This window comes from Amphibacillus sediminis NBRC 103570, from assembly GCF_001552275.1.
GTDB lineage: Bacteria > Bacillota > Bacilli > Bacillales > Amphibacillaceae > Amphibacillus_B > Amphibacillus_B sediminis.
In genome coordinates this window covers 76,573-93,836 of record NZ_BCQW01000003.1, presented here as the reverse complement: position 1 = coordinate 93,836, position 17,264 = coordinate 76,573, and the positions used below count along the sequence as shown (strand labels likewise).

14 protein-coding genes and 1 pseudogene are annotated in these 17,264 nt (G+C 39.3%); all 15 read left to right on the top strand.

The window, feature by feature from the left end:
• The first annotated feature begins 3 nt into the window (after nucleotides 1-3).
• The 15 genes and pseudogenes from infB to ASE01S_RS03500 all read left to right on the top strand — a co-directional run bounded on the left by infB (nucleotide 4) and on the right by ASE01S_RS03500 (nucleotide 17,193).
• A complete protein-coding gene (infB, locus tag ASE01S_RS03565; protein ID WP_067838484.1) occupies nucleotides 4-2,058 on the top strand; it encodes a translation initiation factor IF-2 in 2,055 nt (684 codons plus the stop codon).
• On the top strand, nucleotides 2,055-2,336 hold the full coding sequence (locus ASE01S_RS03560) for a DUF503 domain-containing protein (protein WP_067838483.1): 282 nt from the start codon (nucleotides 2,055-2,057) through the stop codon (nucleotides 2,334-2,336). The genes infB and ASE01S_RS03560 overlap by 4 nt, the downstream gene beginning before the upstream one ends.
• Before the next feature lie 42 nt (nucleotides 2,337-2,378).
• Entirely contained in the window at nucleotides 2,379-2,729 is a 351-nt protein-coding gene (rbfA, locus tag ASE01S_RS03555; RefSeq protein ID WP_067838477.1) for a 30S ribosome-binding factor RbfA, read from the top strand.
• Nucleotides 2,730-2,916: 187 nt separating this feature from the next.
• Entirely contained in the window at nucleotides 2,917-3,831 is a 915-nt protein-coding gene (truB, locus tag ASE01S_RS03550) for a tRNA pseudouridine(55) synthase TruB (protein ID WP_067838474.1), read from the top strand.
• Between the two features lie 13 nt (nucleotides 3,832-3,844).
• Nucleotides 3,845-4,798: a bifunctional riboflavin kinase/FAD synthetase gene (locus ASE01S_RS03545; protein WP_067838471.1), complete on the top strand. Its 954-nt coding sequence runs from the start codon at nucleotides 3,845-3,847 to the stop codon at nucleotides 4,796-4,798.
• Nucleotides 4,799-4,921: 123 nt separating this feature from the next.
• Nucleotides 4,922-5,191 carry a 30S ribosomal protein S15 gene (gene rpsO, locus ASE01S_RS03540; protein WP_067838468.1) on the top strand — a complete coding sequence of 90 codons (270 nt, stop codon included), beginning with the start codon at nucleotides 4,922-4,924 and terminating at the stop codon, nucleotides 5,189-5,191.
• A 568-nt stretch (nucleotides 5,192-5,759) separates the two neighbouring features.
• Nucleotides 5,760-7,874 carry a polyribonucleotide nucleotidyltransferase gene (gene pnp / locus ASE01S_RS03535; protein ID WP_067838465.1) on the top strand — a complete coding sequence of 705 codons (2,115 nt, stop codon included), beginning with the start codon at nucleotides 5,760-5,762 and terminating at the stop codon, nucleotides 7,872-7,874.
• A 219-nt stretch (nucleotides 7,875-8,093) separates the two neighbouring features.
• Nucleotides 8,094-8,543 (top strand): annotated as a pseudogene (locus tag ASE01S_RS16135) (transposase); the annotation flags it as partial.
• A 407-nt stretch (nucleotides 8,544-8,950) separates the two neighbouring features.
• Entirely contained in the window at nucleotides 8,951-9,187 is a 237-nt protein-coding gene (locus tag ASE01S_RS03530; protein WP_067838463.1) for a YlmC/YmxH family sporulation protein, read from the top strand.
• A gap of 393 nt (nucleotides 9,188-9,580) precedes the next feature.
• Nucleotides 9,581-10,462 carry a dipicolinic acid synthetase subunit A gene (gene dpaA, locus ASE01S_RS03525; RefSeq protein WP_067838460.1) on the top strand — a complete coding sequence of 294 codons (882 nt, stop codon included), beginning with the start codon at nucleotides 9,581-9,583 and terminating at the stop codon, nucleotides 10,460-10,462.
• A gap of 19 nt (nucleotides 10,463-10,481) precedes the next feature.
• Nucleotides 10,482-11,063 carry a dipicolinate synthase subunit B gene (dpaB, locus tag ASE01S_RS03520; RefSeq protein WP_067838457.1) on the top strand — a complete coding sequence of 194 codons (582 nt, stop codon included), beginning with the start codon at nucleotides 10,482-10,484 and terminating at the stop codon, nucleotides 11,061-11,063.
• Between the two features lie 115 nt (nucleotides 11,064-11,178).
• Nucleotides 11,179-12,228, top strand: a complete 1,050-nt coding sequence (asd, locus tag ASE01S_RS03515) for an aspartate-semialdehyde dehydrogenase (RefSeq protein ID WP_067838454.1) — start codon at nucleotides 11,179-11,181, stop codon at nucleotides 12,226-12,228.
• A gap of 15 nt (nucleotides 12,229-12,243) precedes the next feature.
• Nucleotides 12,244-13,476 carry an aspartate kinase gene (dapG, locus tag ASE01S_RS03510; RefSeq protein ID WP_067838449.1) on the top strand — a complete coding sequence of 411 codons (1,233 nt, stop codon included), beginning with the start codon at nucleotides 12,244-12,246 and terminating at the stop codon, nucleotides 13,474-13,476.
• A gap of 571 nt (nucleotides 13,477-14,047) precedes the next feature.
• Nucleotides 14,048-16,348, top strand: coding sequence for an FtsK/SpoIIIE family DNA translocase (locus ASE01S_RS03505; protein WP_067838446.1), 2,301 nt, complete (start codon nucleotides 14,048-14,050; stop codon nucleotides 16,346-16,348).
• A gap of 119 nt (nucleotides 16,349-16,467) precedes the next feature.
• A complete protein-coding gene (locus ASE01S_RS03500) occupies nucleotides 16,468-17,193 on the top strand; it encodes a GntR family transcriptional regulator (protein WP_067838443.1) in 726 nt (241 codons plus the stop codon).
• Nucleotides 17,194-17,264: the final 71 nt, after the last annotated feature.

Sequence of the window (17,264 nt, the reverse complement as noted above, 5' to 3'; positions counted from 1 at the left end):
TGTATGGCAAAAGTAAGAGTTTATGAATATGCCAAACAACATAATGTTTCAAGCAAGGAATTGATTAATAAATTAAAAGAAATGGGAATAGAAGTATCGAATCATATGTCGACCATTTCTGATCAAGATTTAACTAAATTAGATGCAATTTATCAAAAACCAAAAACAACACCACAGAAGGAAGCTAATGCGAAGCCAGCCAAAACAAACCCATCTAAAAAACATAAGTCTACAAACACGGATAACACCAAGCAAGAACCAAGTAAAAAGAAGCCTGAGCCTAAGCCTGTAAATACTAAATCTAATAGTCAGGTTTTAAGCTACTCTGGGTCATTAACTGTTGGCGAACTTGCGAGTAAATTAGGGAAAGAAGCTAGTGAAATCATTAAAAAATTGATGTTTTTAGGAGTAATGGCTACTAAAAATCAAGATTTGGACGATGATTCAATCGAACTTATTTGTAGCGAATATAATGTGACGGTTGAAAAAGAAGTCGAGGTAGATAAAACAGACCTACTTCAGTATATTGAAGCAGATGACCAAGATCAGCTAGTTGAACGTCCTCCTGTTGTTACCATTATGGGTCACGTTGATCATGGTAAGACAACATTACTTGATTCGATTCGTCATACAAAAGTGACGGAAGGAGAAGCAGGTGGGATTACGCAGCATATTGGTGCCTATCAAGTAAAGGTAAATGATAAGAAAATAACATTTTTAGATACACCAGGTCACGCAGCTTTTACTAGTATGCGTTCACGTGGTGCTCAAGTGACCGATATTGCTATTTTGGTGGTCGCGGCCGACGATGGGGTTATGCCTCAAACTGTTGAAGCGATAAACCATGCTAAGGCAGCAGAGGTTCCTATTATTGTAGCTGTCAACAAAATGGACAAAGAAGGAGCGAATCCTGATCGTGTCATGCAGGAACTAACAGAATATGAGTTAATTCCTGAAGATTGGGGAGGAGAAACCATCTTTGTTCAGATGTCGGCTCTTCAAGGTGAGGGAATCGATGATTTACTTGAAATGATTTTACTTGTTGCTGAGGTTGAGGAATTAAAAGCCAACCCTAATAAACGTGCGGATGGAACGGTCATTGAAGCTGAGTTAGATAAAGGTCGCGGATCAGTTGCTTCATTACTTGTACAGAATGGTACGTTACAGGTTGGAGATCCAATTGTTGTTGGGAACACTTATGGGCGTGTCCGGGCGATGGTAAATGATTTAGGCAGACGCGTGAAGAAGGTTGGTCCATCCTCTCCAGTTGAGATTACAGGCTTAAGTGATGTGCCTCAAGCTGGTGACCGTTTTGTCGTGTTCAAGGATGAAAAAACAGCCAGACAAATCGGTGAGCTCCGTCAACAGAAGCAAATTGAAGAACGTCGTGGTGACCAAGCGAAGGTCAGCTTAGAAGACTTATTCAATCAAATCAAGCAAGGTGAAATTAAAGATATTAACATTATCCTTAAAGCTGACGTTCAGGGTTCTGCTGAGGCATTGGCTGCTTCATTGAAGAAAATTGACGTTGAAGGTGTTAAAGTTAATATTATTCATACAGGTGTTGGGGCAATAAAAGAGTCTGACATTATCTTAGCTTCTGCATCAAATGCGATTGTGATTGGCTTTAATGTTCGTCCAGACCAAAACGCTAAAAAAGCTGCCGAAACAGAAAAAGTAGATATCCGTCTTCACCGAATTATTTATAAAGCCATTGAAGAAATTGAAGCTGCAATGAAAGGGATGCTTGATCCAGAGTATGAAGAAAAGGTCATTGGTCAAGCAGAAGTACGTGAAACCTTCAAAGTATCAAAAATTGGTACAATTGCTGGTAGCTATGTAACCGATGGTAAAATTACTCGGGATTCTGGCGTGCGTGTCATTCGTGATGGTGTGGTTATTTTCGAAGGGGAAATTGACTCCCTTAAACGATTTAAAGATGATGTTAAAGAAGTTAACCAAAACTATGAGTGTGGGATCACGCTACAAAACTTCCATGATATCAAAGTCGGTGATGTTTTTGAATGCTTTATCATGGAAGAAATTGAACGAACATGATTTTGTATGCTGAAATTGAATGCTTCATTTATGAAGCCCATTCACTAAAGGAAAAGCGTTCAGTTTTAAAGCGAGTGATAACAAGGCTACAAAATAGATACAACATAACTATTAGTGAGCTTGACTTTCAAGATTTATGGCAAACTACCTTAATTGGAATTGGGACCATTTCGCCAGATTGCGTTCACGCTGAGCAGGTACTAGATGCCTGCTTAGCATTAATTGATTCTTTTCCAGAAATAGAACGAACGCGTGTAGAAAAACAATGGTTCGGGTAAAGCTATAAGAAGGCCATGATTTAGAAATTGAGGTGAGCATTGATGAGTGAAATGCGAGCAAACCGTGTTGCTGAACAAATGAAAAAGGAACTAGGTGACATCATTACAAGAAAGATTAAGGATCCTAGAGTCGGCTTTGTTACAATCACAGATGTAGAAGTAACTGGTGATTTACAGCAGGCTACCGTTTACTTAACCATTCTAGGTGAGGAAAAGGAAAAACAAAGCACATTACTCGGTTTAACAAAAGCTAAAGGTTTTATTCGTTCTGAGATAGGCAAACGTATTCGCCTTCGAAAGACACCGGAATTATTATTTGAGATTGATGAAACGATTGAAACAGGAAATCGTATTGAAAGTTTAATTCGCAATCTAAATCAATCAAATGAATAATGTTTTACTTCACAAAACCCTTGGTCTATAATGATACAGGGGTTTTGTTTTATTCGTAAAACCTTTAAAGGCTAAATATTAGCGGTATATAGATCATTTGAATTGGAAAACGATTCGAATAAACGGGCACGTATTACGTCGCTTTTTCAGCAACGTCTATTAGAAGTGAAGGTTTGGAGGAATGACCATGAATGGTATAGTTCCATTGTGGAAACCTGTTGGAATGACATCACATGACTGTGTGGTTAGACTCCGGCGAATTTTTGCAACGAAAAAAGTTGGACATACAGGTACGTTAGACCCAGAAGTGCAAGGTGTTTTACCTATTTGTATTGGAGAAGCAACGAAAATTGTTCCTTATTTAACGGATACAAGTAAAACTTATCTGGCTGAAGTTACTTTAGGTTATGCGACTGATACTGAAGATCAGACGGGGAAGGTAATCGAACAGACCCCAGTCAACAAAGGCGCCATAACGGAAACAGTGATTGAACGTGTGTTATTAAATTTTCTTGGGCAGATCGAACAAGTTACTCCACTCTATTCAGCTGTGAAAGTAAATGGCAAGAGACTTTATCAATATGCTAGAGAAAATCAACCAGTAGAGCGTCCTATTCGTCAAGTTAGAGTTGATGATATTACTTATATAGAGCATTCATTGTCTTTTAAATCGGATCGTGCAGTATTTCAATTTCAAGCGACTGTTTCAAAAGGTACCTATATCCGCACCTTATCTGTTGATATTGGCAAAGCTCTAGGTTATCCTGCTCATATGTCGCAGCTTATCCGAACAGGTACAGCTGACTTTACGAAAAAGCAAACCTATACACTGGAACAATTAGAACAGTTGAAAGATAGTGCACGCTTAACTGAATGTCTTTATCCCATTCAGTCAGGTTTAAGTCATCTTCCTGTTTATCAAGTAAATGAAAAGTTAGTAAGCCGTGTTTTAAATGGACAAAAATTATCACAACCGGATGACTGGAATAGTGATCGGGCATATCGTGTTGAACATAAGGGAAAATTACTAGCTATTTACCAGAGCCACCCGACCAAGGCAGGGGAAATTAAACCATTACGTGTCTTTAATAGTGAAAGGTAAGGAGGTGCCGCATGTGCAAAAAATACAACTAGACTTTCAACATCAATACATCCCAAAAACAGAAGATAGCTCTGTATGTGCGATTGGCTTTTTTGATGGGATACACCAAGGGCATCAGAAGGTCATTCAAACAGCTAAACAACTTGCAGAGCAGTCAAACCAAAAGTTAGCTGTGATGAGCTTTACTCCCCATCCATCAGCTATATTAAAAAAGGATAAAGCGCGCATCACATATTTAACACCATTGGAACAAAAAGAAGCGATTTTAGCTGAGCTTGGTGTCGATATTCTTTATCTCGTTCATTTTGATTTGAATTTAGCCAAGCTAGCACCACAAGCCTTTATCAATCATTTCATTGTCGATCTCAATATTAACCATCTAGTTTGTGGCTTTGATTTTACATACGGACATATGGGTAAAGGAAATATAAATACACTTGACCAACATGCTAGAGGGCATTTTCAAGTAACGATTGTCGAAAAGCATACCGTTAACCAAGAGAAAGTAAGTTCAACCCGAATTCGTCACTTACTAGCAGAAGGGAAGGTTGACATTGCTAAACAGCTACTGACGAGACCATTAACAACAAAAGGTTCCGTTATTTCAGGCTATAAAAGAGGGCGTTTAATCGGATTCCCAACTGCTAACCTGAAGATTGACCCAAGTCAGGCATTGCCACGTACAGGCGTTTATTATGTCACTGTCCAAGCAAAAAATCAGTGCCTACACGGGATGGCGAATTTAGGCTATAATCCGACATTTGTTAGTGATGAAGCAGATAATGATGTTAAATTAGAAGTTCATATTCTCGACTTTGATGGGGATCTTTATGATGAGACGATCTCAATTCATTGGCAGAACTTCATTCGACCTGAATATAAATTTGACAGTGTTGATACCCTTATTGAACGGATTAAACAAGATGAAGTAGAAATTCGTCAACTTTTTTCAAGAAATACTAACTAAGACTTGCATTTTATTCAAAAAAGCGTTAATCTAATTAACGGAAACCATCCACTTGGCAAAGCGCTTCTCCAACGCTTGCTAGGGGATTGGGGTTTTAATTCGTATTATTAGGAGGTGAAAAGGATGGCAATCACACAAGAACGTAAAAATGAAATCATTAATGAATTCAAAACACATGAGAACGATACTGGATCTCCAGAGGTTCAAATCGCTGTCCTAACTGAGGAAATCACGAGCTTAAATGATCACTTGCGTGTCCACAAAAAGGATCATCATTCTCGTCGTGGTTTATTAAAAATGGTTGGAAAGCGTCGTAATTTATTAACGTATTTACGTAATAAAGACGTTACGCGTTACCGTCAGCTGATCGAAAAGCTTGGCTTACGTCGATAATGCACTAAAAAGCGGGATATGTTCCCGCTTTTTCTGTATATTAATTTCATTTCAACTAATTCGCGTTAAAATGACTTGATTTCAGTGATGAAAGCGTCAATAACAGTTGACGTTTTCCTCACTGAAATGTTATCAGCTTCTTTACTAAATTAGTGTTCAAAAAGCCTGATTAGAAGCAAATTAAGTGGCTCCGTTTTGAGTGGCAAGATGTATGCGATTAGAGCATGGGCAGCAGAAAAACTCTAGGAGATGCACTGCAATTATTCGGTGATATATTGAACAACCTGTAAAAAGGCTGTTTTTAGCATTTTAAAGTGAGAGAGCTAAGCTTAAGCTCAAGCATGAGTAAACGGCCGAGGGGCATCTAAACAGCCATTATATCCTTGCGCTCGATTCTGATCTAAGCATTAAATCATTTTTTATTTAATGTTTTGATCAGGATGGAGCAAGATAATAATATGATGCAACGGGATATGCTGGACAGCCCTCACCATCTTTTACGATAGTCTAGATGCTTTTGCTTAAGTGTGCTTGTTATTCACACATAAGAGAGGGGTAATTCAAAAGTATGGTAAATAAACATGTATTTAAAACTGAAATTTCCGGTAAGCCCTTTGTTGTTGAAGTTGGTGAGCTAGCAAAGCAAGCAAACGGAGCATGTATGGTTCACTATGGTGATACCTCCGTTTTAGCAACTGCAACAGGTTCAAAAGAACCGAAGGATTTACCATTTTTTCCACTAACGGTTAACTACGAGGAACGGCTTTATGCTGTAGGTAAGATTCCTGGAGGTTTTATTAAACGTGAAGGACGTCCAAGTGAAAAAGCTGTTCTAACCTCACGTTTAATTGATCGACCTATCCGTCCACTTTTCCCTGATGGGTTCCGTAATGATGTGCAAGTCATTAGTATGGTGATGAGTGTTGATCAGAATGCTCCATCAGAGATTGCGGCTATGATTGGTAGCTCAATCGCATTAGGTGTATCAGATATTCCATTTGGTGGTCCAATTGCAGGTGTTATTGTAGGTCGTGTCGATGGAGAGTTTATTATCAATCCGACAACTGAACAGCGGGAAAAAAGTGATATCGACTTGACGGTTGCTGGTACGAAAGACGCCATTAACATGGTAGAAGCCGGTGCAAATGAGGTTTCAGAAGATGTCATGCTTGAAGCAATCATGTTTGGACATGAAGAAATTAAGCGATTAGTCGCGTTTCAAGAGGAAATTTACGCAACGGTAGGAATAGAAAAGATGGAAGTTAATCTTTACCAGTTAAATAAAGATTTAGCTTCAGAACTTGAACAATCAGCAAAGCAAAAGCTTATTGAAGCGATTCAAGTCGTTGAAAAACATGCTAGAGAAGAAGCGATTGATGCTGTTAAGCAAGAAATTGTCGTCACATACGAAGAACAAGAAGCTGACGAAGCAACTATTGCTCAAGTAAAAGATATTCTTGATAAGATGGTAAAGGATGAGGTTCGTCGTTTGATTACGAAAGAGAAAATCCGTCCAGATGGTCGGAAACCAGAAGAAATTCGACCTTTAACCTCTCGAGTTAGCCTTTTACCACGTACTCATGGTTCAGGATTATTTACACGTGGACAAACTCAAGCTCTGAGTGTTTGTACGCTTGGTGCATTAGGTGATGTCCAAATCCTTGATGGTTTAGATTTAGAAGAGTCTAAACGGTTTATGCATCACTATAATTTCCCTTCCTTTAGTGTAGGAGAGACAGGACCAATACGTGGACCTGGCCGTCGTGAAATTGGGCATGGTGCTTTAGGAGAGCGAGCCTTAGAAAAAGTCATTCCTACAGAGGATGAGTTCCCGTATACCATCCGCTTGGTTTCGGAAGTACTGGAATCAAATGGTTCAACGTCACAAGCTAGTATTTGTGCCTCGACTCTAGCTATGATGGATGCAGGCGTTCCAATTAAAGCTCCTGTAGCTGGTATCGCAATGGGATTGGTTAAAGATGGTTCAGACTATACCGTTTTAAGTGATATTCAAGGTATGGAAGATTTTCTTGGTGATATGGACTTTAAAGTAGCAGGAACTGAAAAAGGTGTAACTGCTTTACAAATGGATATTAAAATTGAAGGTCTATCTCGTGAAATATTAGAAGAGGCCCTACAGCAAGCACGTATAGGGCGTATGCATATTCTGCAGCATATGGCTGAAGTCATTGCTGAGCCAAATGAAACATTATCAGAATATGCACCAAAGATTTTAACATTAAGCATTAATCCGGATAAAATTCGTGATGTGATTGGTCCAAGTGGTAAACAGATTAATAAAATCATCGAAGAAACTGGGGTTAAAATTGATATTGAACAAGATGGAAAAGTGTTTATTTCCTCAACAGATAATGAAATGAACCAAAAGGCTAAACAGATCATTGAAGATATTGTGCGTGAAGTTCAGGCTGGTGAGATGTATTTAGCTACGATCAAGCGTATTGAGAAATTCGGTGCATTTGCTGAGTTATTTAAAGGTAAAGAAGGGTTAATTCATATTTCAGAGCTAGCGATTGAACGTACGAATAAAGTTGAAGATGTGGTTAAAATCGGCGATCAAGTCATGGTAAAAGTTAAAGAAATTGATCGACAAGGTCGAATCAATTTATCTAGAAAAGCCGTTCTATTAGATGAACAAGAGAAACAGAAAGACAAATCATAGCTTAAACAATGAGCAGTCAATTCCTAAATCAAACAGGTGAAGAAAAACGAATTGTTTTTCTTCACCTGTTTTTTGTTTTTTGAAATTGTGATCCCCCATTTATCGCAGTGTAACTGGCTGGGGCTGCGATTACTCGCCCCATCGAAGGGCTTTTGAAAGCCTCCCACTTCAAGAAATAAGGCTCTATACTAAATGTGGTGGTGCCCTCCGTTATAACAGTTAGATGAAGTAAGACGTGAAGTACAACGAAATATGGAGAAAAAAGAAAGAATACACATGAAAAGAAGCAAGAAATTACTTTGGAAATCCATCTATAAATTCTCAGATGAAGAGCGAGAAAAAGTAAACCAATTAGTAAAAATACATCCTCGATTACAAGAAGCATATGAACTAAAAAATAAGCTCGATTAATGGTTTAAAGAGAGTAATGAAAAGACTGCTACGCAAGGATTAGAAGAATGTCTATTGGCTATGAAGGCTTCTAATATGGAGTCTTTTCATAAAGTAAGGAGAACATTTCAACGTTGGAAACAGGAGATTCTACAGTCATTTATGTATCCTTTTAACAATGGATAAATTGAAGGTGTCAATAATACAATCAAAGTGACAAAGCGTATGTCATATGGTATTAAAGATTTTGAACGATTGAAAAAGAAAATATTGTGGTGACAAGAGGTTAGTAAGCTTTGGCATAAAGGAACTTAGCAGAGGAAATATGCGAGACTCCTGCGGAAAAACGGGCGATCCGAGACCCCACAGCGGGGCTTTGCGAGGAGGCTCGGGCGTTCGTCCGCGGAAAGCGAGTATATTTCCCTCTGCGGTCTATGCATAATCACTATTTGTGTATAAAGCCTTTTAACAAAAGCGATGGTGGAGTGAAATTCGCACCACCACATTTGACAGAGAGCCAGAAATAAGGGAACACGTCATGTCTAAGTGGGAGATTCAACAGCCAGTAAGTAACATGTCAATTTTAAATATACAAAATTGATGGATTATCAACTTATTTTAAGCATACGACTTCAACTTCTTTTTTGCTTATGTCTTTCATATCATACAATGAGGGAGGGAAGTACATGCGTTATCGTGATTTAAGTAGTAAAGAAATCGTGAATTTGCAGGATGGCTCACGGTTAGGGTTACTTGGTCAGACGGATATAGAACTTGATCCAAAAACGGGACAGATTAACGCCTTTATTATTCCGAGCTACCGTATGTTTGGTATGAAACGTGATCAAGGTGCGACAAAGATTAACTGGCAACAAATAAAAAAGATCGGCCAAGACACGATTATTGTAAACCGCACAGATTAATCATTCCTAATCTCGACACCATTTTGGTGTTGTGATTAGGTTTTCTTATTATTGGATTAGCATTAGTGAAAAATTCTTGATAACATGTTATCTCTTTTAAGTTAATTATTCAGGACATTGAGTTGATAAGTATGGGATTTTCACCGGTAACGTAACCATTCAGGTTGCCTTAATTGAAAAAAACCTATGTCTAGAAATAACTTTGATCCAAAACTAATCTACGCTTTACAATCTATTGTTATTAATCTTGTCGTAATGTTGTGTTGGTTAACATGCTTATGTTAATCACCTATTTCATTAATCATTTGCACTGTGAAAAGCCGCTGGCATAAGATAAAGAGAGAGTATAGTGCATAACCAGCAATTTTGATTAGAAATGGAAGTGATAAGGTAATGGGTGAAATAAAGCAGATTGCCGTTATCGGCGGTGATGCTCGCTATTTGGAATTAATCAAAAAACTTGCTTGTCAAGAAACGCTAAAAATTAATTTAGTTGGCTATGATCAATTAGATCCCGGCTATTTTGGGGTGAGTGCCGTCGACCTTAATCAAGTGGAACCAAGTCAATTGGATGCAGTGATCTTACCCATTACTGGTGTAAATGTTAATGGGGAGATTAGTGCTGTTTTTTCCAACCAAGTCGTAACAATTCCAGAAGATTGGTTCAGTAGACTACCTAACCATTGTTTTGTTTTTACAGGCATATCAACACCATATTTAGATAAGGTAGTAAAGTGTCACAACATTAAGCTTATTCCGCTTATGGAACGTGATGATGTAGCGATATATAATGCAATCCCAACTGCTGAGGGAGCAATCATGTTAGCCATTCAGCATATGAAAATCACCTTGCATGATGCTAATGTGATTGTACTTGGATTAGGTAGAGTCGGTTTAACCGTTGCGGATAAGTTTGCTAAATTGGGAGCGGAAGTAGCCGTTGGTGTCCGTAAAGCAAGCGACATCGCCAGAGCTTCGACCCTTGGCTTTACTGGATTTCACCTCGATCAGCTTACAGCATATACTGAAAAGTGTGATCTCTTGATTAATACCATACCCGTTCTAGTTGTTGATAAAAACGAGATTAATACATTGAAAACAGATGCATTACTAATTGATTTGGCCTCAAAGCCTGGTGGAATAGATTTTGAATATGCTAATCAGCGAGGATTAACCAGTATTCATGCGTTAGGTTTACCAGCACGTGTTGCACCTAAAACGGCTGGGGAAATATTGGCCAAAGTTATTGATCAATTGATCAACGACTCTAAATAGAAAGTAGGTCGGCAGCCTCGTGTTAACAAATAAGAAGATAGGCTTTGGCATAACAGGATCCCATTGCACATACGATCAGGTCTTTCCAATGATCGAAAAGTTGGTCAAAGAAGGAGCTGACGTTCAGCCAGTTGTATCCTATACAGTACAGACTGTTGATACCCGCTTCGGGGATGCAGAAGATCACCTGAAGCGTTTAGAAGAATTAACAGGCCATAGTCCTGTTCGTTCAATCGAACTAGCCGAAGGATTTGGTCCAGCCAATCCACTTGATTGCATGGTAGTGGCTCCATTGACCGGTAACTCACTGAGCAAGCTAGCCAATGCGATCACAGATAGCCCAGTACTAATGGCAACAAAAGCAACCATGCGCAATCAAGCCCCTGTAGTACTAGCGATTTCAACTAATGATGCTTTAGGATTAAACGGTGTTAATTTAATGCGCCTAATGGCCACCAAAGGAATTTATTTCGTTCCATTTGGTCAAGATGCACCATTTAGCAAACCCAACTCGCTTGTTGCCAAGATGGAGTATTTAGTAGATACAGTTAAAGCTGCTTTACAGCATGAACAGTATCAGCCCATCATTATGACATACTAAGGCGCTTATAATAAGAATATGATCAATAAATTTAAACGATCACTCCCTTCCCCATAAGAATATATGTTAAAATAGTAATTACAATTTTATTAAGCTTGTGGAGAGGGGATTTTTTATGTCGGAAGTAAAAAGCTATAATGTAGCCGTTGTTGGTGCAACAGGAGCAGTTGGCCAGAAGATGCTAGAAACACTAGAAATAAGAGATTTTCCTATTAAACAATTAAAATTACTTTCATCTAGTCGTTCTGCAGGAACGAAGATGAGTTTTAAGGGTGTTCATTATACATTAGAAGAAGCAAAGCCTGAGAGCTTTGAAGGCATTGATATTGCGTTATTTTCTGCTGGGGGATCTGTCTCTAAATCCCTTGCTAAGGAAGCTGTTAAGAGAGGTGCTGTTGTGATCGACAACACCAGTGCATTTCGTATGGATCAGGATGTACCTCTTGTCGTGCCAGAGGTGAATGAAGAAGATATCAAAGCGCATAAAGGGATTATTGCCAATCCAAATTGTTCGACCATCCAAATGGTTGCCGCGCTTAAACCAATTCAAGCCAAATTCGGTTTAAAACGAGTCATTGTTTCGACTTATCAAGCTGTTTCGGGTGCAGGGACTGCTGCAGTGGAGGAGTTAAAGGATCAGGCCCAGGCCTTTTTAAATGGTGAAGACCTAACCGCAAAGCTACTCCCTGTCAAAGGAGCGGCAAAGCACTATCCGATTGCCTTTAATGCACTGCCACAAATCGATGTCTTTCAAGACAATGGCTACACCTTTGAAGAGATGAAGATGATTAACGAAACTAGAAAAATTATGCATGCTGAAGACTTAGCTGTGGCTGCAACTTGTGTGCGGCTACCATTCTTTACTTCCCATGCCGAAAGTGTCTATATCGAAGTAGAGGACAAAGCAGCTGAAGTTCGATCCATTCAACAAACCTTGATCCAAGCGCCTGGCGTTACCTTAGTAGATGATCCATCCAATCAAATTTATCCAACTCCACTTGATGCAGCTGGAAAACCAGATGTTTTTGTTGGGCGAATCAGAAAGGATCTAGACCAGTCTAATGGTTTTCATTTATGGATTGTATCAGATAATTTATTAAAAGGGGCAGCCTGGAACTCCGTTCAAATTGCAGAATCTTTGATTAATCAAAATTGGCTCAAGTAAATTAGAGGTGGATGTATGGAGATTTTAATTCAAAAATTTGGTGGAACCTCTGTTCAAAATAAAGAAACCCGCAGTCAAGCCATTAAGCATGTTAAAGCTGCACGAAGGGAAGGATACAAAGTGGTGACCGTTGTCTCTGCCATAGGACGATCACCACAGCCCTATGCCACAGACTCTTTATTAAGCTTAATCGACTTTCCGAATGGCTATCATTCAAAGCGTGAAGTGGATCTATTACTCTCTTGTGGTGAAATGATATCAGCTGTTGTTTTTTCAAATGAATTAAAGGCAGAAGGACTTCAAGCCACAGCTTTAACTGGAGCACAGGCTGGTTTTGTTACAACAGCTGATTTTACATCAGCTAAAATTAAGTCAATGGAGACGGATCGTATTAAGCAAGAGCTTGAAGTGAATGATGTTGTAGTTGTCGCTGGCTTTCAAGGCCAGACAGACAGTGGAGAAATCACGACTCTAGGAAGAGGAGGTAGTGATACTTCAGCAGCAGCACTAGGTGCGGCTTTAGATGCGAAATTTATCGATATTTTTACTGATGTTGACGGAATCATGACAGCAGATCCGCGCATGGTAAAAGATGCCCGTACACTCAAAGTGGTTACTTATAATGAAATATGCAATTTAGCTTATCAAGGTGCCAAAGTTATTCACCCACGTGCTGTTGAGATCGCTATGCAGGCAAAGATCCCATTACGGGTTCGCTCAACTGCTCAAGAACATGTCGGAACCTTGGTTACAGCTTCAGCTGATCAAGGTAAAGGCAAGGATATTCCGGATCGGTTAATTACGGGTATTGCTCATATGTCAAATATTACCCAAGTCAAAATTGAATCAGATCAGCAGGTTGAGGTCCTACACGCCCAAGTCTTTAAAGCGATGGCGGAAGCAGGTATATCAGTCGATTTTATCAATATATTTCCTAGTGGTGTGATTTATACTATCCCAGAATTACACAGTGAAAAAGCGCAGACGGTATTGCTAGAATTGGGTTATCAGCCTAAGTTTGTTCCACACTGTGCGAAGGTTTCATTAGTAGGAGCTGGTATGACAGGTGTCCCTGGCGTGACAGCCAAGATTGTCGAGAGTTTAACCAATGCTGGGATTCAGATCTTGCAATCAGCCGATAGTCATACCACGATTTGGGTATTAGTTAAAGATAGTGATTTAGTTCCAGCCATAAATGCCTTGCATCAAGCCTTTCATTTAAATGATTTAGCACGATCAAAAGACTAAAACTTAGAGCATTGTCAAAAAGAAGTTTGCTGCTACAGATTAAATGCTTATCGCAGTGTAACTGGCTGGGGCTGCGATTACTCGCCCCATCGAAGGGCTTTTGTAAGCCTTCCCCTTCAAGAAATAAGGGAGCACGTCATGTCTAAGTGGGAGATCCAACAGCCAGTAACGGCCCGATTGGTTCAACTCACGTTCAGTAGGGAAGAGAGGAAGCTAACTAAGTTCGCGACGTCGTGTTGCAACGTCTGCACGAGCACATCCTATGCCCCCCATTGAACGAAGTTTTACTTTATCAAGCCGACTCTTAGCTTACTTAGTGGAGATGTTTTGTTAGCTCTTTGTACTTGTCTGTATCGGTCAGGACGAGGAGCGATTGCGTTGATTAAAGTTGGGTGCAATATCTGGGTCAGATATTGTACTCTTTTCAATTTCCCTAGTACAAAGACATTACTATATTTGATGATGGAATTTTTCGAGTAGGTATAGCAAACAGCTCAAAAGTTTCTGATTCTCTTAGGGAAATTATGATATAATGATAGAGTTGACATTTTACGGTAAAGGAGGTTTCTCGATGGCTCGTAAAAAAAACAAACGAAAAACAGCTAAACAAAAATCACAGCTTAAGTATGAGCTGTATGGTATTCTATTTATTTTATTGGCGATATTTGGAAGTGGAGCTGGTACGATAAGCGATGGTATCATTCCAGCATGGCTAGAAAACTTTTTTCGCTTCTTTTTCGGCTTTTGGTATATGGTTGCATCAATAGCTCTATTTGCCATTGGAGTCTATTTAATGGTAAAACGAAAGCTTCCTAAATTATTTACACGTAAAATGCTAGGTTTGTTCATCCTTTTTTTAGCTATGTTACTCCTAAGTCATATTGATCAATATCGACATTACTTAGCCAGTTCAGACCAAGCCTCAGTTATTGGGATGACCTGGTCACAATATATGAATTATTTAAATGGGACCGTTGATGGACGCGTATTAGGAGGAGGAATGCTTGGAGCTGGTCTTTATGCTTTTACATATGTACTTTTCTCAACAACTGGAGCGATCTTTTTAGCTGTTTCTATGTTAATTGTTGGGTTTATTTTTATGACAAATATCTCGATTGGTCATTTAATAGAAAGCTTAATGAAACATTACCGTCAGTATGCCAAGAAAAAACAAAAGAAACGCCAAGAAAGACGGAAGCAACAAAAAGAAGCAAAAGCAAAGCAAGAGTCTACCAATAATGAAGCACAAACTGAAATGACGAATCAACCGTCTGAACTAGGGGAGGAAGAGGAACCGGTTATTCAAGCGTTTCCTGAAATTGCATATGCAGAGCAGGCGATCAATGATGCTGACCAAATACTGGACAAAGCTGAACAAGCAACAGCAAAACAAAATGATGATCAAGATGATGAAACGCTAGCGGTGGCCCCCATGACCGAAATGGAGAATGTTGATTATCAATTACCTCCGATTCATTTGTTAAATGAATCAAGTAGCAAAAAACACCAACAAGAACGCGGACAAATTCAAGCTGTTGTGCGCAAGCTTGAGCGGACCTTTAATAGCTTTGGTGTGAAAGCAAAGGTAACACGGGTACATGTCGGACCAGCAGTGACTAAATATGAAATTTACCCAGAGGCGGGTGTGAAAGTTAGCAAGATTGTCAACTTGCATGATGACTTGGCATTGGCGCTTGCGGCTAAGGACATTCGTATTGAAGCACCAATACCGGGTAAATCAGCTGTTGGAATTGAAGTCCCTAATGATGAAATCTCAATGGTATCATTGCGTGAGGTGTTCGAAACAAAGCAAGCTCAAGAAAGTTCTATTCTATCTTTTATCCTTGGTCGTGATATTTCGGGTGATGCTGTTGTAGCTGAATTAAACAAAATGCCACACTTACTCGTTGCTGGTGCAACAGGAAGCGGTAAAAGTGTTTGTATCAATGGAATTATTACCAGTATTTTAATGAAAGCAAAACCACATGAAGTTAAGATGATGATGATTGATCCGAAAAAGGTCGAATTGAACATTTATAATGGTATTCCTCATTTGTTAGCTCCAGTAGTGACAGACCCAAAAAAAGCTTCTCAAGCCTTAAAGAAGGTGGTAAGCGAAATGGAGCGGCGTTATGAATTGTTTTCTGATACGGGTAATCGAAATATCGAAGGCTACAATAATTATGTCAAGCGCTATAATGAAACGGCTTCTGAGCAGGATACTCAACCGTTACTCCCGTATATTGTTGTACTTGTTGACGAGTTAGCTGATTTAATGATGGTCGCATCGAATGATGTTGAGGACTCCATTACGCGTTTAGCCCAAATGGCACGTGCGGCGGGAATTCATCTGATCATTGCTACCCAGCGGCCGTCAGTGGATGTTATTACAGGTGTTATCAAAGCAAATATCCCATCGAGAATTGCCTTTAGCGTTTCCTCACAAACCGATTCACGCACGATTCTAGATTCGGGCGGTGCTGAGAAGCTACTGGGTCGAGGAGATATGCTATTTTTACCGGTTGGTGCGTCTAAGCCAACCCGTATTCAAGGTGCTTTTCTCTCTGATGAAGAAGTTGAGCGTATTGTCGATCATTGTATTGATCAACAACAAGTGAATTATCAAGAGGACATGATTCCAGATGAACAAGAACAACGACCAGCAGAGCCGGAAGATGAGCTTTTTGACGAAGCGGTACAACTCATCGTGGAAATGCAAAGTGCTAGTGTGTCCATGCTACAACGTCGCTTTAGAATAGGCTATACGCGAGCAGCTCGTTTAATAGATATGATGGAGGCTCGGGGGATTGTTGGACCCTATGAGGGATCAAAACCAAGAACGGTTCTTATTAGTGAATATTCAGATAAATAATACTTTTTTGTATTTAAGAGATTTTGTGTAATTTGTATTATTTTTTGTTTATTTATTTAATCTTAAATGGTATATTGTTAGTGACCAATCTATTTGATTTACTTACTGGAGGATTTTAAATGGCGAGTGAACATGATAATTATGACCTGTTTAAAGCGACGCTTTCACGGCTGCGACAGGACATCGAACAAGGTGTCTATCCGCCAAATGAGAAGCTCCATCCTCTCTATGAGTTAGCTACAGCCTATCACGTAACACGTACAATCATGGAGGCTGTCATTGATCAATTAGTTGAAGAAAACATCGTAACGAGAAGGTTAGGAATGGGTGTTTTTGTTAATCCTAAGCCTATCTACTCTTCTGGTATTGAAGAGCTAGGTAGTGTGTCCGAGATGATTAGGAAAGCAGGAAAAGTTCCTGGTACGCAATACGTAGCAGCTGAAGTAATTGAACCAACGGCGACAGATTTGGAAAGGTTTAACTCGTCGGACGTCCTAGCAATAGCTCGAGTGGAGCGTGTTAGAACAGCAGATGGAGAGCCAGTTGTCTATTGTATTGACAAAGTGAATAATGATCTTATTCCAATTGGTCAAATACATAGTCAAGACTCAATTTTTCGTTTAATTGAGCGTTATACGGGAAAACGCATTCAATATGCGAATGCCCATATTGAACCAATCGGCTTTCATGAAAAAATTTCTGCGATTTTAAATTGTCGTCCTGATCAGTCCTTACTGTTACTTAGACAAATGCATTATACTGAAGATCATCAGCCGATTTTGTACTCTGCAAACTATTTTCGAAGTGATGCTTTTCATTTCCATGTGGTGAGAAAACGTCTGTAGCTTTCACTCCAAAGGTCGTGTTGATGTTTCCAGTATGCCTAATCAAATTGGTCGATGAATAAAAAATTTTG